At 64.9% G+C, this 24,559-nt stretch carries 25 protein-coding genes; 14 read left to right on the top strand and 11 right to left on the bottom strand.

What is annotated here, in order from left to right; genetic code table 11:
* Window positions 1-3: 3 nt before the first annotated feature.
* A complete protein-coding gene (locus AC58D2_RS03940; protein ID WP_497387541.1) occupies window positions 4-843 on the bottom strand; it encodes a class I SAM-dependent methyltransferase in 840 nt (279 codons plus the stop codon).
* 69 nt (window positions 844-912) lie between these two features.
* Between AC58D2_RS03940 and AC58D2_RS03945 the strand changes: the two genes are divergently transcribed.
* The 3 genes from AC58D2_RS03945 to AC58D2_RS03955 all read left to right on the top strand — a co-directional run bounded on the left by AC58D2_RS03945 (window position 913) and on the right by AC58D2_RS03955 (window position 2,365).
* Window positions 913-1,341, top strand: coding sequence for a helix-turn-helix domain-containing protein (locus tag AC58D2_RS03945; RefSeq protein ID WP_497387543.1), 429 nt, complete (start codon window positions 913-915; stop codon window positions 1,339-1,341).
* An 83-nt stretch (window positions 1,342-1,424) separates the two neighbouring features.
* Window positions 1,425-2,033 carry a PadR family transcriptional regulator gene (locus tag AC58D2_RS03950; RefSeq protein WP_497387545.1) on the top strand — a complete coding sequence of 203 codons (609 nt, stop codon included), beginning with the start codon at window positions 1,425-1,427 and terminating at the stop codon, window positions 2,031-2,033.
* A gap of 11 nt (window positions 2,034-2,044) precedes the next feature.
* Complete coding sequence (locus AC58D2_RS03955; RefSeq protein ID WP_497387547.1) at window positions 2,045-2,365, top strand: DUF2218 domain-containing protein; 321 nt, start codon at window positions 2,045-2,047, stop codon at window positions 2,363-2,365.
* On the opposite strand, the gene AC58D2_RS03960 is transcribed toward AC58D2_RS03955, so the two are convergent.
* Both AC58D2_RS03960 and AC58D2_RS03965 read right to left on the bottom strand, forming a co-directional pair.
* Entirely contained in the window at window positions 2,362-3,000 is a 639-nt protein-coding gene (locus AC58D2_RS03960; RefSeq protein WP_497387548.1) for a YoaK family protein, read from the bottom strand. The genes AC58D2_RS03955 and AC58D2_RS03960 overlap by 4 nt on opposite strands.
* Before the next feature lie 10 nt (window positions 3,001-3,010).
* Window positions 3,011-3,298, bottom strand: coding sequence for a 4a-hydroxytetrahydrobiopterin dehydratase (locus AC58D2_RS03965; protein WP_497387550.1), 288 nt, complete (start codon window positions 3,296-3,298; stop codon window positions 3,011-3,013).
* A gap of 51 nt (window positions 3,299-3,349) precedes the next feature.
* On the opposite strand from AC58D2_RS03965, the gene AC58D2_RS03970 reads away from it, so the two are divergent.
* The 5 genes from AC58D2_RS03970 (at window position 3,350) to AC58D2_RS03990 (ending at window position 6,279) form a co-directional block, all read left to right on the top strand.
* The gene (locus AC58D2_RS03970) at window positions 3,350-3,778 is read left to right on the top strand and encodes a metallopeptidase family protein (RefSeq protein ID WP_497387552.1); all 429 of its coding nucleotides are present in this window, start codon (window positions 3,350-3,352) and stop codon (window positions 3,776-3,778) included.
* Entirely contained in the window at window positions 3,778-4,362 is a 585-nt protein-coding gene (gene ccmA, locus AC58D2_RS03975) for a heme ABC exporter ATP-binding protein CcmA (protein ID WP_497387554.1), read from the top strand. The genes AC58D2_RS03970 and ccmA overlap by 1 nt, the downstream gene beginning before the upstream one ends.
* A 136-nt stretch (window positions 4,363-4,498) precedes the next feature.
* The gene (locus tag AC58D2_RS03980) at window positions 4,499-5,146 is read left to right on the top strand and encodes a heme exporter protein CcmB (protein WP_497387556.1); all 648 of its coding nucleotides are present in this window, start codon (window positions 4,499-4,501) and stop codon (window positions 5,144-5,146) included.
* A complete protein-coding gene (locus AC58D2_RS03985) occupies window positions 5,143-5,553 on the top strand; it encodes a VOC family protein (RefSeq protein ID WP_497387558.1) in 411 nt (136 codons plus the stop codon). The genes AC58D2_RS03980 and AC58D2_RS03985 overlap by 4 nt, the downstream gene beginning before the upstream one ends.
* 96 nt (window positions 5,554-5,649) lie before the next feature.
* Window positions 5,650-6,279 carry a hypothetical protein gene (locus tag AC58D2_RS03990; protein ID WP_497387560.1) on the top strand — a complete coding sequence of 210 codons (630 nt, stop codon included), beginning with the start codon at window positions 5,650-5,652 and terminating at the stop codon, window positions 6,277-6,279.
* A 302-nt stretch (window positions 6,280-6,581) separates the two neighbouring features.
* Here the strand turns inward: AC58D2_RS03990 and rplA are convergent, their stop codons facing one another.
* The 5 genes from rplA to secE all read right to left on the bottom strand — a co-directional run bounded on the left by rplA (window position 6,582) and on the right by secE (window position 9,629).
* Complete coding sequence (gene rplA / locus AC58D2_RS03995) at window positions 6,582-7,277, bottom strand: 50S ribosomal protein L1 (protein WP_497387562.1); 696 nt, start codon at window positions 7,275-7,277, stop codon at window positions 6,582-6,584.
* Window positions 7,278-7,281: 4 nt separating this feature from the next.
* Window positions 7,282-7,713 carry a 50S ribosomal protein L11 gene (gene rplK, locus AC58D2_RS04000; protein ID WP_089215034.1) on the bottom strand — a complete coding sequence of 144 codons (432 nt, stop codon included), beginning with the start codon at window positions 7,711-7,713 and terminating at the stop codon, window positions 7,282-7,284.
* Window positions 7,714-7,880: 167 nt separating this feature from the next.
* Window positions 7,881-8,810, bottom strand: coding sequence for an acyl-CoA thioesterase (locus AC58D2_RS04005; RefSeq protein ID WP_497387564.1), 930 nt, complete (start codon window positions 8,808-8,810; stop codon window positions 7,881-7,883).
* Between the two features lie 43 nt (window positions 8,811-8,853).
* On the bottom strand, window positions 8,854-9,390 hold the full coding sequence (gene nusG / locus AC58D2_RS04010) for a transcription termination/antitermination protein NusG (protein ID WP_497387566.1): 537 nt from the start codon (window positions 9,388-9,390) through the stop codon (window positions 8,854-8,856).
* Window positions 9,391-9,431: 41 nt separating this feature from the next.
* Complete coding sequence (gene secE, locus AC58D2_RS04015) at window positions 9,432-9,629, bottom strand: preprotein translocase subunit SecE (protein ID WP_089215037.1); 198 nt, start codon at window positions 9,627-9,629, stop codon at window positions 9,432-9,434.
* A gap of 471 nt (window positions 9,630-10,100) precedes the next feature.
* Here secE and AC58D2_RS04020 point away from each other — a divergent pair, with 471 nt between their 5' ends.
* Window positions 10,101-10,721, top strand: a complete 621-nt coding sequence (locus tag AC58D2_RS04020) for a PilZ domain-containing protein (protein ID WP_497387569.1) — start codon at window positions 10,101-10,103, stop codon at window positions 10,719-10,721.
* Between the two features lie 69 nt (window positions 10,722-10,790).
* Here AC58D2_RS04020 and AC58D2_RS04025 read toward each other — a convergent pair whose 3' ends face one another.
* From AC58D2_RS04025 to AC58D2_RS04035, 3 genes are read right to left on the bottom strand one after another with little or no spacing between them, the layout of a single operon-like run.
* Entirely contained in the window at window positions 10,791-12,533 is a 1,743-nt protein-coding gene (locus AC58D2_RS04025) for an N-acyl-D-amino-acid deacylase family protein (RefSeq protein WP_497387571.1), read from the bottom strand.
* Between the two features lie 11 nt (window positions 12,534-12,544).
* On the bottom strand, window positions 12,545-13,702 hold the full coding sequence (locus AC58D2_RS04030; RefSeq protein WP_497387573.1) for a serine hydrolase domain-containing protein: 1,158 nt from the start codon (window positions 13,700-13,702) through the stop codon (window positions 12,545-12,547).
* Window positions 13,703-13,731: 29 nt separating this feature from the next.
* Window positions 13,732-14,877, bottom strand: coding sequence for a dipeptidase (locus AC58D2_RS04035; protein ID WP_497387575.1), 1,146 nt, complete (start codon window positions 14,875-14,877; stop codon window positions 13,732-13,734).
* A 106-nt stretch (window positions 14,878-14,983) separates the two neighbouring features.
* Here AC58D2_RS04035 and AC58D2_RS04040 point away from each other — a divergent pair, with 106 nt between their 5' ends.
* The 5 genes from AC58D2_RS04040 (at window position 14,984) to AC58D2_RS04060 (ending at window position 24,534) form a co-directional block, all read left to right on the top strand.
* On the top strand, window positions 14,984-16,453 hold the full coding sequence (locus AC58D2_RS04040; protein WP_497387577.1) for a serine hydrolase domain-containing protein: 1,470 nt from the start codon (window positions 14,984-14,986) through the stop codon (window positions 16,451-16,453).
* A 237-nt stretch (window positions 16,454-16,690) separates the two neighbouring features.
* Window positions 16,691-19,351, top strand: a complete 2,661-nt coding sequence (locus AC58D2_RS04045; protein ID WP_497387579.1) for a TonB-dependent receptor plug domain-containing protein — start codon at window positions 16,691-16,693, stop codon at window positions 19,349-19,351.
* Between the two features lie 3 nt (window positions 19,352-19,354).
* Entirely contained in the window at window positions 19,355-20,845 is a 1,491-nt protein-coding gene (locus AC58D2_RS04050; protein WP_497387581.1) for an amidohydrolase family protein, read from the top strand.
* A 52-nt stretch (window positions 20,846-20,897) separates the two neighbouring features.
* Entirely contained in the window at window positions 20,898-22,859 is a 1,962-nt protein-coding gene (locus AC58D2_RS04055) for a serine hydrolase domain-containing protein (protein WP_497387583.1), read from the top strand.
* A 61-nt stretch (window positions 22,860-22,920) separates the two neighbouring features.
* Window positions 22,921-24,534: an N-acyl-D-amino-acid deacylase family protein gene (locus AC58D2_RS04060; protein ID WP_497387585.1), complete on the top strand. Its 1,614-nt coding sequence runs from the start codon at window positions 22,921-22,923 to the stop codon at window positions 24,532-24,534.
* Window positions 24,535-24,559: the final 25 nt, after the last annotated feature.

Consider the following 24,559-nt stretch of genomic DNA (forward strand, 5'->3'; position numbering starts at 1 on the left):
CGATCAGGCGCGCGCGGTGATCGACCAGCATGCCGCGGTTATGCGCACGACGTCCCCGTCGACATAGCGGCCGAACGCCGGCAGCACCGCGGCGACGATTCGGTCACGCTCGGCCCGCTCCATCTGCGCCAGAAGCAATCCGAGCGGCCCCATTTGGGCAACGTAGCCGGCGAGCGCCTCCTTCGGGAAGCTGCAGGCAAAATCGATCGGTGTAAGGGCGCTGTCGGACCAGCCAGCGTCCCGTAAAATACCCAGCACCCGCTCGCTGTCGGCAAAGGCGAACTGGCCCGGCGCGTCGCGATCGCGCGGCGGCATTGCAGGCAGCAGCGGGCGCGCGGCGCGCTCGGCGGCGGTCATGAAGGGATTTTCCTCCGCGCTGCGCCATGCGATTGCATGCAGGCGCCCGCCGCGCACCATGGCGCGACGGAGGTTGGCGAAGGCGCGGACGCTGTCCGCAAAGAACATCACTCCGAAGCGCGAGATCGCCATGTCGAAAGCGCTCGCGGCGAAATCGTGCGTTTCGGCATCCCCGACCGCAAACCGCGCCGATAGCGCCTCGGCGGCCGCGCGTTCGCGGGCGCGCGCGATCATCGGCGCCGAAAGATCGATGCCGAGCGCCGAACCTGTCGGCCCGAGCCGGCGGGCCGCCCCGAGCGTCGTCGCGCCGGTACCGCACCCCACGTCGAGTAAGCGCGACGCCCCGGCCGCCTCGACCGCATCGGCGAGATAGGCGGCGACCGGCTCGAACAGCCCATCGAGCAGCCCCTGCTTGGCGACCCAGGTTTCGCCGGCGGGCCCGTTCCAGAGTTCGGTCTGGGTGGGAGAAGCAATTTTGTCGATCATTGCGCATATCCTTGTCTTCGCGAGTCGATAGCGGCAGTCTGCCACTTCAAGTCAACTTGAGGTCAAGCCATGTCTGTACTCGATATAGCCGAGGTCGCGCAGCGGTCGGGACTCCCCGCCTCGACCCTGCGCTATTATGAGGAAAAAGGATTGATCGCGTCGATCGGGCGGCGGGGGCTGCGGCGCTTGTTCGGTCCTGCGATTCTCGACCGGCTCGCGCTGATCGCGCTCGGGCGTGCGGCGGGCTTCACGCTCGACGAAATCGCGGCGATGTTCACGTCCGAAGGCTCCCCGCGCATCGACCGGCGCGCGCTGGCGGAAAAGGCCGACGACATCGATCGCACCATCGCCCGCCTGGCGGCGATGCGCGACGGATTGCGCCACGCCGCGGCGTGCCGCGCGCCCAGCCATATGGAATGCCCGACCTTCCGCCGCATCCTGAGAGCCGCGCAAAAGGGCGCATTCGAACCGCCCAGGCGACCGCCGCGACGCGGCTGACGCCCGACAGCAAAAAATGCCTCTTGCCAAATTGCATCTAAGATATATCTTAAAGCTATCTTGATTCACTCACAGGAGCTTTTATGCATTATCATCACCACGAGCATGGCGATCGCGGCTGCGGCCGGCGCCATGCGATGCACCGCGGCGGACGCGGGTTCGGCTTCGGACCCGGCGGCGGGCGCGGCTTCGGCGGCCGGCACGGCCACGACGGCGACGGGCGCGGCCGGCGACGGCGCATGTTCGACAGCGGCGAGCTGCGGCTCGTCCTTTTGAAGCTGATCGCCGACGAACCGCGCCACGGGTACGACCTGATCCGCCAGGTCGAGGAACTGACCGGGGGCGCCTACGCGCCGAGCCCGGGGGTCATCTATCCGACGCTGACCATGCTCGACGACATGGGTCAGATCGAGGCGCAACAGAGCGAGGGCGCGAAAAAGCTGTTCGCGATCACCCCCGACGGCGAGGCGGAACTCGCCGCGAACGCCGACGGGATAGAGGCCCTCCTCGCGCGTCTCGCCGCGCTGGGCGAGGAGCAGCAGCGCACCGATGCCGTATCGGTACGCCGCGCGATGGGCAATCTGCGCAACGTGCTGGTCAACCGCCTCGGTCGCCGCGAAGTCGACGAAGAGGTGCTGCACCGGATCGTCGCGCTGATCGACGAAGCCGCCCAGAAAATCGAACGGCTGTAAGGGAACGACGAATGACGATTTCCGCCATCGCCGACGTGCCGACCGCGCACGCGAGCAAATATCTCCAACAGCTTTGCAAACATTGGCAGCATAATCTGGCGGTCGAATTCACCCCGGAGCACGGCACCGTGACCTTCCCCAAGGATGCGCGCGGGGCCGACTGGCCGGGCGACGGGCTGGCGACGCTCGACGCGGGGGCCGAGGCGCTCGCGGTGCGGCTCGACGCGAGCAGCGAGGCGCAGCTCGAGGGGCTGAAGGGCGTTCTCGCCCGTCACCTCGACCGCTTCGCCTTTCGCGAGGCGCCGCTGACCTTCGACTGGCGGGCGGTTTAGGCTGGTGCGCCGTTCGTGGCCGCGCGCAGCGTCAGCGCGGCCGCGAACGCCACCGCGAGCGCATAGCCGATCGCGGGCGCGCGCAGCACCGTCCACGCGCCCGCAACCGCGCCAAGCACCAGGCCCGCCCACAACAGCAAGTGGGGCACCCAGCGCCCGTCGCCGGAACCGCGCAGCCGGTTCGCCATTTTCTGCCCCATCTGGACCAGCGTTCCGGTCATATAGGTCACCCCGACGACCGATCCGTCCCGGCCCTGCAACGTCGCATTCACCGCACCCATCGCCACCGCGAGGCCGGCGATCGCCGGGATCTGCAGACCCGCGAACCGCAGCGCCGTCGCGGCTGCGAGCAAGGCGGTCACGAGCGCCAATACCGCCCGCGCCCGGCGCGCGGCGAACCGCGCTCCGACGAGCGACCCCGTTACCACCCCGCCGACGAACAACAGGATGATCGCGCCCGCGACGAGCCCGGCGCACGTTCCTTCCGCGGCGCCGACGGCGAGCCGCGTCGAATTGCCGGTCATGAACGAGACGAAGAAGCCCGAGGATTCGACGAAGCCGAGCGCGTCGACGAACCCCGCGAGCGCCGAAATGCCGATGGCGAGACCTTGCTGCGAGCGGTCGAAGCGCAGCATGGCGGCAGACCTAGACCAGCGCCTCGATCGCCTCGGCGAGCTTTGCGTCGCGCTCCGACAGCCCGTCCGCATCGTGCGTGGTCAGCAGGATGTCGACGCGGTTATAGACGTTCGACCATTCGGGATGATGGTCCATCTTTTCGGCGATGATCGCGACGCTCGCCATGAAACCGAACGCCTGCGCGAAATCGGCGAAGCTGAAGCGGCGCGTGATCGCATCGCGCGCCGGTTCGTGCGTCCATTCGGGGAAGCGGGCGAGCAGCGCGGCGCGTGCCGCATCGTCGAGTTTCTGGACCATCTGCGTTCTCCCGCTGGTAATGCCTGTAAGCTCGCCATAAGGGTGGGCGCGATGAGCGACAAGACCGCCCTTCGCGATCCCTCCGCCGGCTGGGCCGGCACCGCGCCCGACGCCGATGCGTTCCGTGCGATGGCCGAGGCGGCACTGGCGGTGCTGCCCGACGTCTTCAAGCCGCATATCGAGGGCGTGGTGGTCGCGATCGAGGAGGTCGCGGGCGACGAAATTCTCGCCTCGCTCGACATCGAACACCCCTATGACCTGACCGGGCTTTACGAAGGGCGCCCGCTCACCGAACGCAGCATCGAGATGAGCGGCGGCATGCCCGACCGCGTGACTCTCTATCGCCTGCCGATCCTGGTCGAATGGATCGAGGGCGGCGAGCGGCTCGACTGGCTGGTGCGCCATGTGCTGATCCACGAGATCGGTCATCATTTCGGATTCTCCGACGACGATATGCACGCACTGGAAGACATGGCCTGATGGCCGAGTTGTTGCAGCTCGACCGGGTGGCGTGCATCCGCGGCGACCGGCTGTTGTTCGAGCAGCTGTCGCTGACGCTGTCGCGCGGCCAGGCGCTGTGGCTGCGCGGCCCCAACGGCGCGGGCAAGTCCAGCCTGATCCGGCTCGCCGCCGGTCTGCTGCGTCCCGCCGCGGGGACGGTGGCGCGCCGCGAACGCTGCGCGCTGATCGACGAGGCGGCGGCGCTCGATCCGGAAGTGCCGCTGCGCCGCGCGCTCGATTTCTGGGCGCGGGTCGATACCGTCGATGGCCATGCGGTCGACCGCGCGATGGAGGCGATGGCGCTTGCTCCCCTCTCCGATGTCCCCGTCGGCATGCTGTCGACCGGCCAGCGCAAGCGCGGCGCGATGGCGCGCGTGGTTGCGAGCGGCGCGCCGATCTGGTTGCTCGACGAGCCCGCCAATGGCATGGACGACCGCGCGCGAGGCTTGCTCGTCGCCGCGATCGCCGCGCACCGCGCGGGCGGCGGTGCGGTCTTGCTGGCGTCGCATTTCAGCCTGGGGCTGGCCGATGTGGCGGAGCTCGACATGGGGGAACTGGCGTGAACCGGCATCCCTGCCAATCCGTTTGCCCTGAGCTTGTCGAAGGGCGGTTCTTTCCTTCCGCTTCAAGAAGAAGGACGGTGCGTCAACACGCTCAGCACGAACGGATGTGGCGGGGCGGGACTAGGGGAATGCGTCCATGACCGCCCTCATCGCCCTGTTCTGGCGCGACCTGCGCCGCGCGTGGGGCAGCGGGGCGCTGTGGATTCCGGTCGTCTTCTTCCTGCTCGTCGCGACCGCCTTTCCTTTCGCGGTCGGCCCCGACGCGCCGCTGCTGGCAAAGACCGGCGGCGGGATGCTGTGGGTGGCGGCGCTGCTCGCGGCGCTGCTGCCGATCGATCGGCTGGTGCGCCCCGACCGCGAGGCGGGGGTGCTCGACCAGCTCGCCGTGCGCGGCTTCGCCGACGAGGCCATTGCCGCGGTCAAGATCGCCGCGCATGCGATCGGCTTTGGCCTCCCGCTGCTGATCGCGCTGCTGCCCGCGGCGGCGCTGCTCGCACAGGACGGCGCGCGGGTTGCCACGATTGCGACGGGGCTCGCGATCGCGATCCCGGCGCTCGCCGCGCTTGCGGTGCTGAGCGCGGCGCTGACCGCGAACCTGAAAGGCGGCAGCGCGATCGGCGGCCTGCTGATCCTGCCGCTCGCGGTGCCGCTGCTGATCTTCGGTGCGGGGATGCTCGACCCCTCGGGACGCGGCGCGGCGAAGCTGCTCGCGGCGGTCAGTCTGCTCCTCACCGCGATCGGCCCGTTCGCGGCAGGCGCTGCGCTGCGGGGGCTGCGCGAATGACGCGCCAATCGCTCGCGTATGTCGCGCTCGTCGTGCGCGATTATGACGAGGCGATCGCCTTTTTTGTCGGCAAGCTCGGCTTCACGCTGATCGCCGACGACTATCAGCCCGAACAGGACAAGCGCTGGGTCGTCGTCGCGCCGCCGGGCAATCCCGAAGGCGGCGCGACAATCCTGCTCGCCCGCGCCGCGAATGAAGAGCAGGCGCGCTTCATCGGCGACCAGTCGGGCGGCCGCGTCTTCCTGTTCCTGCGCACCGACGATTTCGCGCGCGACTACCGCCGCTTTCGCGAAGCCGGCGTGACCTTCGTTCGCGAGCCGATGGAGGCGGACTATGGGACGGTCGCCGTGTTCCTCGACCTGTATGGCAACAAGTGGGATTTGATCGAGTTTCGCGAGGCAGATTGAGAGCGTCGGGTGACGACCGATTGTGGACGTTAACGGATGCGAGATATGCGGGTAGTAGCTATCACCTGACACGAATGCTGATCAGGAAGGTTGCGAATGCAGATTTTGCCCGTCCTCGCCGCCTTTGCCGCCGCCCAACTCACTCCGGCTTCGTCCGGGATGGAAAACTGCAACGACGAAGCGCAATATGGCTCTTTCACTATTTCGATCTTCCTGAACCGGGGTGCAGGTCCGAACATTAGCATCAATTACCGCATCCCCCGGACCCATATCCGGCCGGATAAGGGCGATCTCGGCATAGACTCCCCCAACATAAATTTCGGATTTAGAGCGCCGCTGACCGACGATGGATATCATTCCATCCACTTCTATAATTTCCGCAAACTTTTCGGAAAAGAGAATTTCCCTATTAATTCAATGACTTTTTCCTGCGGCGAAGAGGTCATTCTGATAGGCGATACGTCGATCCAGCCTTATCCGCTTAATGGCATATTCGTCCGGGAGTCACTGCTGCGAGGACGCGAGTGTATGAGGAGCCTAAAGCGTAGCGGATATTATAAGATCTCCTTCGAGAAATTGGAGGGACCGAAGAGAGCCGTGCTTATTGAAGGAAAGGCCGATTTTGCCGGTGCTATCAACAAGGCCGAGCGAATAGCTCGCCGTCGTCTCGCAATGGCGAACGCCGGCCGGTGCGTCCTGAATCCGCCGCATCCTCCGCCGACTTGACATAAAAAGAACCAGCGAGTCTGTCAGCTTCCCACCCCGAATCGGACATCCGCCGCAAAAAAACCGCTGTCCTACATGGCTCGCCTGTGCCAGCCTCCGTCTCGGCTCTTTCGACAGGGGTAAAGGCGGTCACGGTATACCGACGCGAACGCGACCCGTCGGCGGCTGCACAAGGCTGAACTTTACTGAACTTTGAAACGTCCCCCCGCCCGCGACGACCGCAGACGGCAAGGCCCCCCGCTGCCCAAAAGAAAAGGGCCGGAGTTTCCCCCGGCCCTTTCCTGAATTGCTGAGCGGATCGATCAGGCGCCGATTTCGGCGGTGTCGACCTTCACGCCCGGGCCCATCGACGACGACAGGGCGATCTTGCGGACGTACTTGCCCTTGGCGCCCGAAGGCTTCGCCTTGACGATCGCGTCGACGAAGGCGTCGAAGTTCTGGCGCAGCTTTTCCTCGCCGAACGACAGCTTGCCGAGGCCCGCATGGATGATCCCGGCCTTTTCGACGCGGAATTCGATCTGGCCGCCCTTGGCCGCCTTCACGGCTTCGGTGACGTTGGGGGTGACGGTGCCCAGCTTCGGGTTCGGCATCAGGCCCTTCGGACCCAGCACCTTGCCCAGACGGCCGACGATGCCCATCATGTCAGGCGTCGCGATGACGCGGCCATAGTCGAGGTTGCCGGCCTGCATGTCTTCCATCAGGTCCTCGGCTCCGACCTTGTCGGCGCCTGCCTTCAGCGCTTCCTCGGCTTTGTCGCCGCGCGCGAAGACCGCGACCTTGACGTCCTTGCCGGTGCCCGCGGGCAGCGTGACGACGCCGCGGACCATCTGGTCGGCGTGGCGCGGGTCGACGCCCAGGTTCATCGCGATTTCCATCGTTTCGTCGAACTTGGTCGAAGCCAGTTCGCGCACGGTCTTGATCGCTTCATCGACCGCGTGGAGCTTCAACGCGTCGACCTTGCCCTCGAGGGCCTTCTGCTTCTTGGTCAGCTTTGCCATGGGATCAGCCCTCCGTCACTTCGAGGCCCATCGAGCGGGCGCTGCCTTCGATGATCTTCGTCGCCTGTTCGATGTCGTTGGCGTTCAGATCCTTCATCTTGATCTCGGCGATCTCGCTGAGCTTCGAGCGCGCGATCTTGCCGCCGCTGATCTTGCCGGGCTCCTTGGACCCCGACTTCAGGTTCGCGGCCTTCTTGATGAGGTAGGTCGCCGGGGGCGTCTTGGTGACGAACGAGAAGCTCTTGTCCGCATAGACGGTGATGATGGTCGGGGTCGGAGTGCCCTTGTCCATGCCGTCGGTCGCGGCGTTGAACGCCTTGCAGAATTCCATGATGTTGACGCCGCGCTGACCGAGCGCCGGCCCGAGCGGCGGCGACGGGTTGGCGGTGCCGGCGGGCACCTGCAGCTTGATATAGCCGCTGATCTTCTTGGCCATGATGGCCTCCTTTCTTTCTATCGGTCCTTACCCAAGGGGAAAGACCTCAAAATAAGCGGTCCAGCGGAGGGATATCGGCCCTCCTCCCGCGCGGAATCGCACCCTTGCCCGATGCGAAGCGGCGCGGTTAGCCCCAACGCGGCCGAAACGCAAGCTTTTTGGCGGGCTCAGCCAGCCGGGTCGTAACGCAGCAGGCCTTCCTGCACCGTCGAGGCGATCAGCGTGCCGTCCTGGCGATAGATCGAGCCGCGGTTGATCCCGCGGCTGCCGCCCGACCAGTCGCTGTCCATCACATAGACGAACCATTCGTCGACGCGGATGTCGGCGTGGAACCACATCGCATGATCGAGGCTGGTCGAGAACAGCCCCGGAGTCGACCAGTTAAGCCCGTGCGGCAACATCGCCGAGGACAGCAGACCCATGTCGGAGGCAAAGGCCAGGAAGGCGCGGTGGATCAGCGGATCGTCGCCGACCGGCGCCGCGATGCGGAACCACTGGTAGTGCTGGGTCGCCTGCGCGTCGGCAGCCGGGCGATGATTGCGCAGTTCGAACGGCCGGCGCCGCGCCATATGCGCAAAGGATTCCTCGGACACGCCGGGGTCGGCGGCGATGGTTTCCAGAAAATCGCGGCATTCCTCGGGCGGCATGAGGTCGGGCATCGGCACCTGGTGCGCAAGGCCGGGCGACGGACGCTGGAACGACGCGGTGAGGTTGAAGATCACCTTGCCGTCCTGCCGCACGACGACGCGGCGGTTCGCAAAGCTGCGGCCGTCGAAGTCGCGGTGGACGCGGAAATGGAGCGGCTTGGTCTCGTCGCCGCCGCGCAGGAAATAGGCGTGGAGCGAATGAACGTCCTTGTCGGCATCGACGGTGCGCGCGGCAGCGACCATCGCCTGCGCGATCACCTGCCCGCCGAAGATGCGCTGGCGCGAGGTCGTGGGGAGCGCGGGAAAGGTGAACTCGTCCTCGAGACCCGGAACCGGGTCGAGCGTGAACAGCCGCGCGACGGCGCCCACGACCTTTGCGACATCGACGCTCGCGTTGATCTCTTGCGCGCGCGCGATGCGAGCCTGAATCTCTGCCGGAGAGAGGCTCATTAGCGGTTCCTATCCGTTGCGGGAATGACGACCGGCAGGGTCGTCACTTCATGCGTTCGACCTGCTCGAAATCGAGCTCGACGGGGGTCGCGCGACCGAAGATCGACACCGACACCTTGACGCGCGCCTTGTCGAAGTCGAGTTCCTCGACGACGCCGTTGAAGCTGGCGAACGGCCCTTCGAGCACCTTGACCTGGTCGCCGATCTCGTAATCGACGCGGATCTCGGTCTTCGGACGCGCCGCGGCCTCTTCCTTGCTATTGAGGATGCGCGCGGCTTCGGCCTCGCTGATCGGCTGCGGTTTTCCCGACGACCCGAGGAAGCCCGTGACCTTCGGTGTGTTCTTGACGAGGTGATAGACGTCGTCGCTCATCGTCAGCTTGGCGAGAACATAGCCGGGGAAGAATTTCCGCTCGGCCTGAACCTTCTTGCCGCGCTTGACTTCGGTGACGGTCTCCACCGGCACTTCGACCGCCTCGACGAAGTCGCTGAGGCCCATGCGTTCGGCTTCGGAGATCACCGAATCGCGAACCTTGTTCTCGAAACCCGAATAGGCGTGAATGATGTACCAGCGCGCCATTTGTGTCCTGTCCCTGGAAAAATGCCTGTAACCGCGCCGTATCAGCGCGCGAGCGACGTCAACCAGTTGACGATCGCGTTGAAAACCGTGTCGACGCCAAGGAAGAAGAAGGCGAGGATCGTCGTCATGATCAGCACCATGATCGTCGTCTGCACCGTTTCGCGGCCGGTCGGCCACACGATCTTGCCGGCCTCGGTCTTCACCTGGTTGACGAATTCGCCAATCTTGGGCCTGGCCATGTCGATCGTCCTGTCCTTGTGCGTTCAATTCGAAGGCCAGATGGGTTGCCGTCCCTGCCGCGTCAAGCGCGTTTCGGGCAATAGTCCGCCCACCCTCCCCGGCCGGGCCGGTGAAAGGCGGAGGAAAACGGCGCATCTGTCCGAGTGAAAGCGGCCTTTAGCCGTCCGCCGATGGCTTGGCAAGCAAAGCCTTGCGCCCGACCGCCCCCAACGCGCCGCGGCGGGGCTGGCGCACAGGTGCCCCGGATTGATACGCAATCGCCCCTATATCCCGACCCCCTCACAGAGGCTCGCCATCGCGGCCAAGCATCCGTAATCGGGTCAATAAATGGAAGATTAAACGAGACGTTAAACTACCCCCTTCATAAATAATAAAATATCGACAGAATCGGCTTAATAACGTAAAAAATGTCCGTAAATTACATAGGTCTCTACGGACTCACCTGGGTACGCAGCGATGAGGAGAAGCCTATGAATATCCCCAATGCGCCCAACAGCGTCCCCCTGGATTCCGCGGCGCTGGGCGACGACCGGCGCGAAGCAAACCGCCATTGCACGGTGTTCCGTATCGCCAAGATCGCGCGTGAAAGCGATGCGGGCCTGTGGCGCGTACGCAACATATCGAACAACGGCATGATGCTGGCGACGACGGTCGATGTCACGACCGGCGAGCCGCTGCAGATCGCGCTGTCCGACGCAATCGTGCTGACCGGCAAAGTGGTCTGGGCGCGCGACGGACGATGCGGGGTCGAGTTCAACGAGCCCGTCGATGCCCTCGAAATCCTGCGCCATCTGGCCGCGGAACGGCAATCGGGCGACTATCGCCCCCCGCGCCTTCCCGTGCACGGCCGCGCCGTCGCGGTCACTGACGATGGCGACCATGACGTCGAGATCGAAAACCTGTCGCAGAACGGCGCGGGCATCATCCACGAAGGCGCGATCGAAACCGGCGCCGAGTTGCTGCTCGTGCTGAGCGGCGACATCAAGCGCCGCGGCGTCGTCCGCTGGTCGCGCGGCGATCGCGCCGGCATATGGTTCGCCCCGCCGCTCGCGCCCGGCGATCTTGAAAGCATCCGCCGCTTCGAAAGCTGATGCCGTATCACCCAACGCCTGGCCGGACCATAGGGGCCAGGCGCACGGTCGATCGGCGTCCCTGAATCGCTAACCGGCGCACGCGCCGCCACCGGGCCAGCCGGTCCAGCCGGGGCCCCGCACGACACGGCCGGGCGTCGCACCGCTATGAGCCCCGTCCTTGATCACCTGAACCCCGTTGACGAACACGTCGCGCACCCCCGTCGCGTACCGGTCGGGCGTCTCGAAGGTCGCATGATCCTGGACGGTTGCCGGATCGAACAGCACGACATCGGCATAATAGCCCGATTTGAGCGAGCCCCGGTCGCGTATGCCCAGATTGCCGGCAGGCAGGCTGGTCAGGCGCCGGATCGCGCTCTCCAGCGTCGTCGCCTTTTCATCGCGGACATATTTGCCGAGCAGGCGCGCGACATTGCCATAGGCACGCGGATGGTGCCTGGCGTTGAGGAACAGGCCCTCGGGCGCCGCCGCTTCTTCGTCCGACCCGAACGACATCCACGGCAGGTCGACCGCCTTGCGGACATTGTCCTCACTCATCAAGAAATAGGCGGTCCCGACCCGGCTGCCATCCTCGATCACCAGGTCGATCGCGGTTTGCTCCGGCGAGGTACCGCGCAGCTTTGCCACCTCGCCCAGCGTCTTGCCGGTATATTGGCGCAAGTCCGGATTTTTGAATGCGAGCAACAGCAGATTGTCGGGCGTTCCCGCTGCATTATACAGATTTTCCCAATCCTTGCCCGGCGCCTTCATTTCGGCAATCACTCGGGCGCGGACCTTCGGATCTTTGAGCCGCTCGGCCCATTGCTCGTAGCCGCCAGCCTGCACCCAGGTCGGCATGGCCGCGTCGAGCCCCGTCGCGCCGGCGGTGTAGGTGTACATATCGGCCGTGATCCGTTGACCAGCCTTGCGAGCCGCTTCGACCTTGGCGATGATCGCGTCATATTTGCCCCAGTTCGCCTTGCCGCCGAATTTCAGATGATAGATTTCTGCCGGAGCGCCACTCTTGCGGCTGATTTCGATCAGTTCGTCGACCGCCTCCTCGATATGGTCCCCTTCGGAGCGCATATGGCTGATATACATGCCACCGCAGCGCGCGGCTTCGGTCGCCAGCGCGACGAGCTCGGGGGTCTCCGCATAGGCATTGGGCGCATAGATCAGCGCCGAGCCGACCCCCATCGCGCCCTCCTGCATCGCCTGATGCACAAGGCCGCGCATCCGGTCGAGCTGCGCCGCATCGGGATCGACATCGCCCTCGCCGAGGACATTGACGCGCACCGTTCCGGCGCCGACGAACGACGCGATATTGGGGGATATCCCCTTGTCCGCGAGATAATCGAGATAATTGCCCAGCGTCGTCCAGGGAATCTCATATTTGAAATCGCCCTGTCGCTGCACCGCCAGTGCCTTCATTTCGGGCGTCATCGGACCCATCGACCAGCCTTCGCCCATCACCTCCAGCGTCACGCCCTGCTTGAGGTCCGACATGCCCCGCCCGTCGAGCAAAAGCGATTCGGTCGCCCAACTGAGCATGTTGATGAAGCCGGGCGCCACCGCGAGCCCCGTGGCGTCGACCGTCGTCCCGGCGCTGGCGCCCGAGGCACCGTGCGTGACGGCGACAATGCGGTCGCCGCGAATCAACACATCGCCGACATAGGGGCTGCCCCCGCCACCGTCATAAATGGTGCCGCCGCGAATCAGCACATCGGCCGCGATATCGGGTTCGGCGGTTGCAGCCGCCGCCGACAGGCCGGCGATCGCCGAGGCGAGGAGAAGCGAGCGGGCGAAACGGGACGTCGATCGGAAAAGGGTCATCGCGATGTTCCTTATTTCTTCGCGGCGGGATCTTCGGCCGGTTGCGGCGGAAGCTCAAGCGCGATGCGCTCGATCCGCTGTGCCACCATGCGCGCGCCCAGATCTTTGCCGATCGAATTGGCGATCACCGCAACGGTGACATGGTCATCGGGAAATTCGGACAGCGAACTGTTGAAACCGAAGATGCCGCCGCCGTGCGCAACCTTCCGATGCCCCTCCATATCCGACAGGAACAGCGCATAGCCATATTCGCCGGCGGGCATCCCCTCCGCCTTCGCCATAGCCGTGCCGCTGGTCGCCCCGTCGTTCAGCCGCCCGGGCGCGGTCATCGCCGCAAAGGAGGCCGGCGCCAGCACCTTGCCGCCGAACAGTGCGGCGTTCCAGTGCGCCAGATCGTCGGCGGTCGACCGCATCGCGCCTGCGCCGCCCGGAATCGTCATCGAGATCGGCGCGGCGTTGCGATATTTTCCGGGCTCGCCTTCATATCCGGCGACGCGGCCCGGTACGATCGCGCGCTCATCGTCGAGCGCGGTGTGGTCGAGCTTCAACGGTCCGAAGAAGCGCGCCTCGAGTACGTCCGCGAGCGGCTTGCCTTCTACCTTTTCGACGATGCCGCCGAGCAGGAAATAGGCGGTGTTGCTGTAATACCAGTCGGTCCCCGGTTCGAAATCCTGATGCTTGGGCATCTTTGCGAAATAGGCGATCCATTCGTCGGTCGTCTTCGTCAGCGCTGCTTGCGCCAGAAAGCTCTCGTCGTCGGTATAGCTGTGGATGCCCGAGGTGTGATGCAGCATCTGCTTGAGCGTGACGTCGGCGGCGCGCGGATAGTCGGGATAATAATCCGAAAGATGGTCGTCGAGCGACAGCTTGCCCTCTTCCTGAAGCTTGAGCAGCGCGGCGGCGGTGAACTGCTTCGTTACCGACCCGATGCGGAACACGCTGTCGTTGTCGACCTGCGTGCCGAGCTCGATATTGCCCAAACCATAGCCCTTGACGAGAAGCGGCTTGCCATCCTTGTAGACCGCAACCTGCAAGCCGGGACTTTCCCCCGCCGCAACCGCCTGCTCCGCCGCCCGGTCGATCGCCGCGGCAATCGCAGCATCGTCCGCCCAGGCGGGCACGGCGAGCGCCGCCAGCATCGCCCCGATGACTGTAATGCCCGTTTTCATTGCGTTTCTCTCCCTGATTTCATCGACGCCTATTTCCAGACCTGCCCCAGCAGGCGGCGAAAGTTGGCGCCAAGGACACCGTGAACCTGCTCGTCCGAATAGCCGCGCCGCACCATCTCTTCGGTCAGGCTGTAAAATTTGAGCGGATCGTCGAAACCGTCGGTGTCGATCTTGTCGCGAAAGGCATAGCTGCCTTTGTACGCCGCCTTGAGCTGGGCATAGGCCTTGGGCTCCATATCGTCATAGCCGTAAAGGTCGGCGTCGGACCCGATGCCGACCTTGTCGAAGCCGATCAGCTTTCCGACGTGGTCGATCTGGTCGACGATGTTCGCAACCGTCGTCGGCTCCTTCGCGGTCAGGAAGTTGCGCACCCCGGTAATGCCCATCACCCCGCCCTTCGCGCCAAGCGCCCTGATCGCCTCGTCGGTCTTGGTGCGCGGGTGGTTGTTGAGCGCGCGCACATTGCTGTGCGTGATCGCGATCGGACCCTCGGCCGCCGCGATCGCGTCGAGCGTCGTCTTGTCGCCGCAATGCGAAGTGTCGACGAGCATGCCGACCTTGTCCATCTCCGCGACGATCTGGACGCCATAGTCGGACAGTCCGCCGTCGATGCGGTCGGTGCACCCCGCGCCGATGAGATTCTGGCTGTTATAGGTGAGCTGCGACACACGCTGGCCGAGCTGGTAGAAGGTTTTCACGTCGGCCGCGGTGCGGAAATGATCGCTGTTCTGAAGCCCCATGATGACCGCGCATTTGCCGTCGGCCTTTGCGCGATCGAGGTCTGTGGCGCGGCCTACGCCTTCGAACACATGCGGGTTCCGGGCGGTGAAGCCGGTCCAGGCGAGCAGGAAGCTGAGCGTGTTTTCATAAGCATCGGGGCCGCCGATCCCGACCGAATTGTGAAAGCCCGTGATTCCGCTCGCGCGAAAATCGGCTGCCCATTGCTCACCGATCGGCTCGGCAAACACCTCCGGGCGGAAATCGAGCGTCAGGGGTGCCAGCATGTCGATGACGGTCGCCTCGCGCACCAGGTCGACGACTCGCGTTGCAAAGCGCCGCGGCGAGGCGGCATGCGCCTGCGACAAGCCGAAGTTGACCATCGGAAAGGCCGTTGCGGCCAGCGCTGCGCTCCGCGTCAGCATCGCGCGACGCGACAAGTGGGAATTTTTCTGCATGAGCCACCCCTATCTTGGTTGATTTGCGCCCGCGATTGTGGATGATGAAATAATCCTGTAAAGAGAAATGGTGCCTATTATGAAAATTTTTTCCACTTCTCGCGGCATGTCACGCTTCGCCATCGCGCTTTCGATAGGCGTGTCGCTCAGCGGCGTTCCTGCCATCGCGGCGCCTCAGACGCCCACCACCACCGTCGCAATCGATGCCGGACGCCTGGCGGGACTTGATGATTTCATCGACGGGGTGCTTGCGCAGCAACTGGCCACCCGCGAAGTCGCGGGCGCAGTCGTCACCGTCGTCCACGAGGGCAAGGTCCTCTTCACGCGCGGCTATGGCTTCGCCGACATCGCCAAGGGCGTGAAGGTCGACGGCCAGACGACGCTATTCCGCCCCGGTTCGGTGTCCAAGCTGATTACCTGGACCAGCCTGATGCAGCAGGTCGAGGCTGGCAAGGTCGACCTCGACGCCGACGTGAACACCTATATCGATTTCACCATCCCGCCCTTCGAGGGCCAGCCGGTCCGGGTGCGCGACCTGTTTTCGCACACGCCGGGGATGAGCGACCTGCGCTATGACGAAGCGGAATGGGCGAAGCCCGAAACCTATCAATCGTTCCTGAAGACGCACATGCCCGAGCGGCTATGGGCGCCGGGAACTGAAGTGTCCTATTCGAACTATGGCGCGTCGCTGGCGGGCTATATCGTCGAACGCGTTTCGGGCGAGGCGTTTCCCGACTATGTGACCAGGCATATATTCCAGCCGCTCGGCATGACGCACACGACCTTCGTCGAACCGCTGAGCGGGGAGAATGCGGCGCATATGGCGCTAGGCTATGACGTCGTCGACGGCCGGTTCAAGCCCAAGCCCTATGAACGCTATGACAAGATCATGCCGGCGGGTTCGGCGGCATCGACCGCCCCCGACATGGCGCGCTTCATGCTGGCGATCCTGGGCAACGGCAGCCTGGACGGCAAACGCATCCTGACCCCCGAGTCGGTCGCGCTGCTCGAAAGCGATTCGGTGGCGAACACGCCGGGCCTCCCCGGCATGGCCCACGGCTTCATGGTCGCGCGCGAAGCGGGTCCCCGGCTCGTGGGTCATGGCGGCAATACGATGGACTTCCACTCGTACCTCCTGCTGGCACCCGAAAAGGGGTTCGGCTTTTTCGTATCCTATACCGGCGGCCAGGGCAGCTATGGCGCGCGCACCGAACTCAGCGACGCGATCATCGGCCGGCTGTTCCCCCAACAACCGGCAAAACGCTGGACGGGGGCCGCGGAACGCCCGCCGCTCGGTTCCTATCGTTCGAACCGGCGCGATTATAGCCGGCCCGCCGACCCTGCCGGCGACATCAAGCTGTCGGCGATCGGCGACCACACCGTGCTGGTCGAAGCCCACGGCGAGAAGACCGCATGGGAACAGATCGGCCCGAACCTCTATGAGCAGGCGACGGGAACCCGCGAAGGCGGCCCCTATGACCAGCTGCGATTCTATGGCGATGCCGCCGATCCGCGGCTGGGTTTCGCATCCCAGCCCCATGTCGCCTATCATTTGGTGCCGACCCCGCAGCCTTAACCATCGGTTTTGCAACGAAAAGCCGCAAAAGCCATCATAAAAATGACATTTTTATCCTGATTAGGATTGAATTTTCTTTTTAGGCATGATCCTATCCCGCCGGGTTCAATAGGGACGAAGAAGCGCCAGCGTCGCCAGGGAGGCGTGGTTCATCGAAGAGGCGTCCGTCCACCGATGAAGGGGACTATCATGAGAGCGAGTCGTGCAATTTGGTATGCGGGAAGCGCGTTGTCGTTGTTGGCAGCGACCTCGCCCGCGTCGGCCCAGACGTCGGAAGACGAAGCCGCCCGTGCGGAAAACGAGATCGTTGTCTCCGGATCGCGCATCCAGCGGTCGGGTTTCGACGCACCGACGCCGACCACGGTCATAGGCGAAGACGAACTGCGGCAGGGCAATCGCCCAAGCATCGCGCAGGTCCTGACCGACATGCCGGCGTTCCGCGCGACGTTCAGCCCCGCGACCACGACGGGCAACACCAGCAGCTCGACCTCTGCCGCAGACCTGCGCAGCCTGGGCTCGAACCGGACGCTGACCTTGCTCAACGGCCATCGTTTCAACGGATCGGCCGATCTCAATACGGTTCCGCAGGCGCTGATCGAACGCGTCGACGTCGTGACCGGCGGCGCCTCGGCGGCATGGGGATCCGGCGCGGTCGCGGGTGTCGTCAACATCATCCTGAAGGACGACCTGACCGGCCTGCAAGGCGGCATCGATGGCGGCATATCGTCGCGCGGCGACGCGCAGCGCTATGGCGCTAATCTGGCCTGGGGAACGCATTTCGCCGACGACCGGGGTCATTTCATGGTCGGTGGCGACTATACGCAGGAACTGGGCGCCTTCGATCGCAAGAGCCGCCCGAACATGGAAGGCGGGCTGTTCACTCGCGCCGACGGCCAGCTCGTCCTGACCCGCGACGTCAACTACACCATCATCAACAACGGCGGGTCGATCCTGAACCTTGGCGCCGCGCCCTATAATCTTGTTTTCAATCCCGACGGGTCGGTTGCCCCCTTCCCGCTCGGCAGCGAGACCGTGGGTCAGTTCACCGTCGGCGGTGGCGGCCAGAACATCTATGATTATGTCGCCGTAAGCTCGCCCTACAAGCGCGCCAATCTCTTCGCCCGTGCGAGCTATGAATTCAGCGATGCCGCCAAGGTCTGGGTCGAAGGCAGCTTTAACCGCATGTCGGCCAACTATGGCTTCTTCCCGGAAACCCCCATCGTCGTCGTCCAGGAAGACAATGCTTTCCTGACCCAGACCGCGCGCGACCAGCTCGCCGCGGCGGACGTCACCTATCCCTTCGTTCTCGGGCGGATCATGGACGATGTCGGGTCGGCTAAATATCTGAGCTATCGCTATGTCCGCCGCAATATCGAGGGTGCGATCGGGGTCGAGGGCAATCTCGGCGGCGGCTGGAGCTATAACGCCTATTATGATCACGGGGAGCTGCGCAACAACCAGTCGCTCTATAACCAGCGCATTTCGGCACGATTCAACAAGGCGATCGACGCGGTGCTCGTGGGCGGGGTGCCGACGTGCCGTGTGAATGCCGATGCCGACACCACCAACGACGATGCCGCATGTGCACCGATCGACCTGCTCGGCAACGGCAATATCTCGCCCGAGGCCATCGCCTATGCCTTTGGCGCGGGGCAGTCGATCACCACGACCAAGCTCGACGCCGCCGGCGCCGCGATCCAGGGCCAGCCCTTTTCGACCTGGGCGGGGCCGGTCGACATCGCCTTCGGCACCGACTTTCGCTGGGAGAAATTCACCACCGACTATATCGATCCGCTTTCGGAGGCGGGCGCGCTCGCGACGCTGAACTATGCCCCGACCAACGGCAAGTTCGACGTCAAGGAAGTGTTCGGCGAAATCAACGTGCCGCTGCTCGACATCCCGGGCGCGGCCAAGCTCGAAATCAACGGCGCGGCGCGCTATTCGGACTATAGCACCAGCGGCGGCATCTGGTCGTGGAAGGGCGGTACCACGCTGCGCCTGGTCGACGATCTGCTGCTGCGCGCCGTCTATTCGCGCGACATCCGGTCGCCCAGCATCAGCGAATATTTCCTCGCTCGCGGGACCAATATCGGCAATGTCGCCGACCCCTATCGCGGTAATGCGGTGCAGGCCAATGTCGTCAGCTATGTCGGCGGCAACCCCGACCTGACCCCCGAAGTATCGCACACGCTGACGCTCGGCGGCTCCTATTCCCCGAGTTTCGCATCGGGCCTGCGGCTTTCGGTCGATTATTACGAGATCAAGATCGACAATGTCATCGTGACCCTGCTCGCGCAGGACGTCCTCGACACCTGCTACGCCGCGACGCCGGACGACCCGACCTGCGGCGGCCTGATCGCGCGCACCGACAGCGGCGCAATCGATTTCGTTTCGCGGACCAATCGCAACCTTGCCCAGTATAAAACGCGCGGAATCGATATCGAAGCGTCGTTCCGCAAGCCGCTGGGCAACGGCATGCTCTCGCTCCGCGCCTTGGCCACGCATGTTTTCGAACTGCTGATCGACGACGGCGTGCGAACGACCGATCGCGCCGGCATCGTGGGCGGGGAAACGAACTTCTCTACGCCGAAGTGGCGGGTAACCGGAACCGTCGGCTATGAGACCGACGACTTCGGGGTCGACCTTCGCGCACGCTATGTCGACGGAGGCCTGTATAGCACCCAGATCGGCCCGAACGGACAGTCGATCCTGAACAACGACATTGCGAGCCGGACCTACATCGACCTGGGGCTCCGGTTCAAGGCGACGGAGGATTTCACCTTCTTTGCCAACGTCAACAACCTGTTCGACCGCGATCCGCCGCTGCTAGTCTACAACAACCCGAACTATGACACGATCGGGCGCTATTTCTCGGTCGGCGCCAAGGCGAAGTTCTGACCGATGCGGCGGCGCACATTATCGACGGCCGCCGCGGCCCTTGCGATCGCCTTCACGCTTGCTCCCGGCGTGGCCTCGGCCGCCGACTATGACCTCGTCATAGCCGGCGGTCGGGTCATCGACCCGGCAAGCGGACGCGACGAGATTGCCAACGTCGGGATCAACGGCGGAACCGTAGCGGCGATTTCTACCGCTGCGCTTGAAGGAAAGCACCGGATCGACGCGAAGGGCCTTGTCGTCGCGCCGGGTTTCATCGACCTGCACGCGCATGGCCAGGACCCGCTTGCCGAACGGTTCCAGCTCCTCGACGGGGTTACCACCGCAATCGACATGGAAATCGGCACCGCCCCGGTTTCGGCCCTGTATCGCCGAATGGAAGGCAAGGCGCTGATCAACTTCGGCGCGTCGGCCTCGCACATCTGCGCGCGGCTGGAGGTCATGTCGGACAAGCGCTGCGGCTCGACCGTAGAGGGCCAGGTGACCGCCGACCCGGCGATGCTGGTAAAGGGGGCGACTCCCGAACAGGAAAGCCGGATCGTCGAAGTGCTCGATCGCGAGGTTGCGGCCGGTGCGCTGGGCTATGGCATCGGCCTCGAATATGTGCCGGGCGCCGGACGGCGCGAGATTTTTCGCGTCTTTCAGGGTGCGGCGCGGACGAAGGCGCCGGTTTTCGTCCACGTCCGGTCGAGACCGCTCGATCAGGCGAGCGGCGTGCCGACCGCCGTCGCGCAGGAAGTGCTGGCCGACGCCGCGACCACCGGCGCGTCGCTGCAAATCGTCCATGTCGCGTCGACGGGACTGCGCGACACCCCGGTGATCCTGGAGTTGATAAGAGGCGCGCGTGCACGCGGGGTCGACGTGACGACCGAAGCCTATCCCTATACCGCCGGCAGCACCGCCATCGGCTCGAACTTCTTTGCCGACGGGTGGCAGGAGCGCAACGGCGGAGCCGATTATGGCGATATCCAGTGGCCCGCAACCGGCGAGCGACTGACCAAGGAGACATTCGACCGCTTCCGGGCGGAGCAGCCCGAAGCGGCGGTGGTCATCCACATCATTCCGTCCGAAGTCGTCGACCAGGCGATCGCCGACCCGCTGGTATCGATCGCCTCCGACGGCATGCCGTGGACGACCGAAGGCGAGCATCCGCGCGGAGCCGGGACCTTTTCGCGCGTGCTCGGCCGCTATGTGCGCGAGCGCAAGCTACTCGACCTGCCGGCGGCGATCGCCAAGATGACGATCATGCCCGCCCGCCGGCTGGAAGCCGTGTCGCCCCAGATGGCCCGGAAAGGCCGGATCGCAGAGGGGGCCGATGCCGACATCACCATCTTCGACCCCGCCAAGATCCGCGACCGCGCGACGTTCGAAAAGCCGATGCAGGCGTCGACCGGGATCGCCTATGTCCTCGTGAGCGGCCAGGTGATGGCGCACGATGGCCATGTCACGGCCAACCGCTTCCCGGGGCGGGCGGTCCGGAGCAGCCTTCCGCGCTGACTCTGCCCGCGATCTTCTTTGCAAGACCAACAAGCAGGAAAAGGGGAAAGTCATGGCATGGTGGAAATATGTCGCCGCGGCGGCGCTGACGCTCGTCGGCGGCGTCACCGCAGCGCAGCAGGCAACCGGGCCGGTGGCGGTACCCGTGGCCGATAGCAGCCCCGCCGCCGCACCGCGTCCCGCCCGCGACGGAAGCGCCCATGCACTGACGCGGGACGATGCCGACACCTGGCTCGACGGTTTCATGCCCTATGCGCTCGCGCGCGGCGATGTCGCCGGCGCTGTCGTCGTGATCGTCAAGGACGGCGAGGTGCTGACGCAGCGCGGTTTCGGCTATGCCGACGTCGCCTCGCGCAAGCCGGTCGATCCGGCGACGACGCTGTTCCGGCCGGGGTCGGTGTCGAAGCTGTTTACCTGGACCGCGGTGATGCAGCAGGTCGAGGCGGGCAAGATCGATCTCGACGCCGACGTGAACACCTATCTCGATTTCAAGATCCCGCCCTTCCACGGCAAGCCGATCACGATGACCAATATCATGACGCACACCCCGGGCTTCGAGGAGGCGGGCCGCGACCTGATCACCGACAAGGGGCCGCCGCCGTCGCTGGAAGCCGTGCTGAAGCGATGGGTTCCGGCGCGCGTTTATGCTCCGGGATCGACCCCCGCTTATTCCAACTATGCCACCGCGCTCGCCGGCTACATCGTCCAGCGCGTGTCCGGTGTGCCCTATGACGACTATATCGAGCAGCGGATCTTCACCCCGCTCGGGATGAAGTATGCGACCTTCCGCCAGCCGCTTCCCAAGGCGCTCCAGCCCTTTATGGCCACGGGCTACCAGGTCGGATCGGGCGAAGCGAAGGCGTTCGAATATGTATCGGTCCCGCCGGCCGGCAGCTCGTCGATCAGCGGCGGCGACATGGCGAAATTCATGATCGCGCACCTTGAAGACGGAGGACCGCTGCTAAAGCCCGAAACGGCCCGGTTGATGCACTCGCCCGCCAACGAGCCGCTGCCCGGTCTGCCGCGGATGATGCACGGATTCTACGAGCAGAAGATCAACGGGTTGAGCGCGATTGCGCACGGCGGCGACACGATGTGGTTCCACTCGGATCTCGTCCTCTTTCCGTCGAAGGACACCGGCATTTATATTTCGATGAACAGCGTCGGCAAGGACGGCGCGGTCGGGCCGATCCGCGAAGCGTTGGTGCAGGATTTCGCGGACCGCTATTTCCCGGCGCCCCAGGCTGCCCCGGTCGCCCTGCCCACGGCAAGGGACCATGCCGCGATGGTCGCGGGCACCTATGCCACCAGCCGCGCCGCGGTCGAAAACTGGGCCGCGATGATGGGCCTCGCTTCGCAGGTGAAGATCGGTGTCGACAAGGACGGCAATCTGACGACCCCGTTCAAGACGATCGGCGGCGGCGATCGCAAATGGGTCGAGGTAAAGCCGTTCATCTGGCAATCGATGTACGACCGGGCCACCTTTGCCGCCAAGGTCGAGAACGGCAAGGTCGTCCGCATATTCTATGGCGACTATGCACCGATCATGGTGTGGGACCCCGTTCCCGCCTACAAGGACACGGCCTGGCTGATGCCGGTGTTGATCGCCGGCCTGGCGGTCATCGCGCTGACCGCTCTTGCCTGGCCGGTCGGGGCGATCAATCGCCGCCGCTACGGCCAGTCGCTCGCACTCGCGGGGCGCGATCGCTCGGCCTATCGCGCGGTGCGGCTGTTCGCATGGTTGGCGTTCCTCGTCATCGGTTGCTGGATCGCCGCCCTGACGATGATCGAAAAGTTCGTGACACCGGTCGGCCTGATCTGGTTCGCGCAGATCTTGGGTATCCTGGTCTTTCCGGGCCTGCTGGGTCTCGCCATCTGGAACGCCTGGCTCGCCTTCCGGGGTCCGCGTGGCTGGTTCGGTCGGCTCTGGAGCGTGTTGCTGGCGATTGCCGCCTTCTTCCTGCTGTGGACGGCGCTCGCCTTCAACCTGATCAGCCTTGGCGCCAACTGGTGAAGACGTGGGGCCGGGCGGCGCCCGATCGCCCGGCCCGTCCCGACGATGGGGAGACGTGACGATGAAAATTTTCATGCCGTTCGCGGCGGTCCTGCTGCTCGGCGCCGCCTCGCCCCAACCCGCCTATGACCTCGTCATTCGCGGCGGCCGCCTGCTCGACGGCGCAGGCAATCCGTGGGTATCGGGCGACGTGGCGATCGAGGGCGGACGGATCGCCCGCATCGGTCGGGTCACCGGGCGGGGTCGCGAAGAGATCGACGCGACGGGCCGGTACGTCGCGCCGGGCTTCATCGACATGATGGACCAGTCGGGCGAGGTGCTGCGCAAGAATGGCGCGGCCGAGAACAAGGTCCGGATGGGCGTGACCACCGCGATTGGCGGCGAAGGCGGCACACCTGTCGAGGCCGCCGACATCGGCGCCTATTTCGACGGTCTGGAAAAGACCGGCATCGCGATCAATTTCGGCAGCTATTACAATATCGCCCAGCCGCGCATGAAGGTGATGGGCGATGGCGCGGGTACACCCAACGCGACGCAGCTCGACGCGATGAAAGCCGAAACCGCTGTGGCGATGAACAACGGGGCGTTCGGCGTATCCTCGGCGCTCATCTATCCGCCCAACAGCTTTCAGTCGACCGACGAGATCGTCGCGCTCGCGTCCGAAGCCGGAAAATGCGGCGGCTTTTACGCCACGCATATGCGCGACGAGAGCGCGAAGCTGATCGACGCGATCGATGAAGCGATCGCGATCGGGGAACGCAGCGGCGCCAAGGTCGAAATCTTTCACCTGAAGGCCGCCTATCGGCCGCTCGCCGGCCAGTTGATGCCCAGGGCGCTCGACCGGATCGCCGAAGCGCGGGCGCGCGGCGTCGACATCGCGGCCGACCTGTATCCCTATACCGCGGGGGGCACCGGGCTGGAGATCACCGTTCCCAACCGGCTCTTTGCGGACGGGGCGAAGGCCGGGTTCGAGAAGCTGCGCGATCCCGAAGTGCGCGAACGGTTGAAGCGAGAGGTAGCAGCCGGATCGCAACCAGGCTGGTCGAACCTGGTCGAAGCGTCGGGCGGCTGGGATCATATTACGCTCGCGAACGCCTATGATCCACAGATGGACCGGTTTCGCGGCCAGAGCATGGTCGCGATCGGCAAGGCGCTGGGCAAGGACCCCGCCGACGCCGCGTGGGACATCGTCCTCGGCGCGCTGCCCAATCGTGCCTATGGCCTGTTCTTCATGATGGACGAGGGCGATATCGACCTGGCGCTGCAAAGGCCGTGGGTCAGCATCGGAACCGACGCCGGCGCCGCTGCCACCTTTGGCGAGGTCGATGCGATCGGCCTGCCCCATCCGCGCGCCTATGGCACCTTTCCGCGCATTTTGGGCCGCTATGTCCGCGAACGGAAAATACTGACGCTGGAGGATGCGGTGCGAAAGATGACGTCGTGGCCGGCGCAGCGCATGGGGCTGACCGACCGCGGCGTTCTGCGCGAAGGACTGCGCGCCGACATCGCCATTTTCGACGCCGACACGGTCGCCGAAGGGGCCAGCTGGGAAAAGCCCTTGGCCGCGACCACCGGCATCGACGACGTCATCGTCAACGGGGTGCCCGTGCTGCGTGCCGGCAAGATGACCGGCGCGCGGCCGGGCCAGGCATTGCGCCATATGTGCCGCCGCTGATCGCGCGGCACCGGCCACCGAATGG

Source organism: Sphingopyxis sp. CR5, from assembly GCF_059693785.1.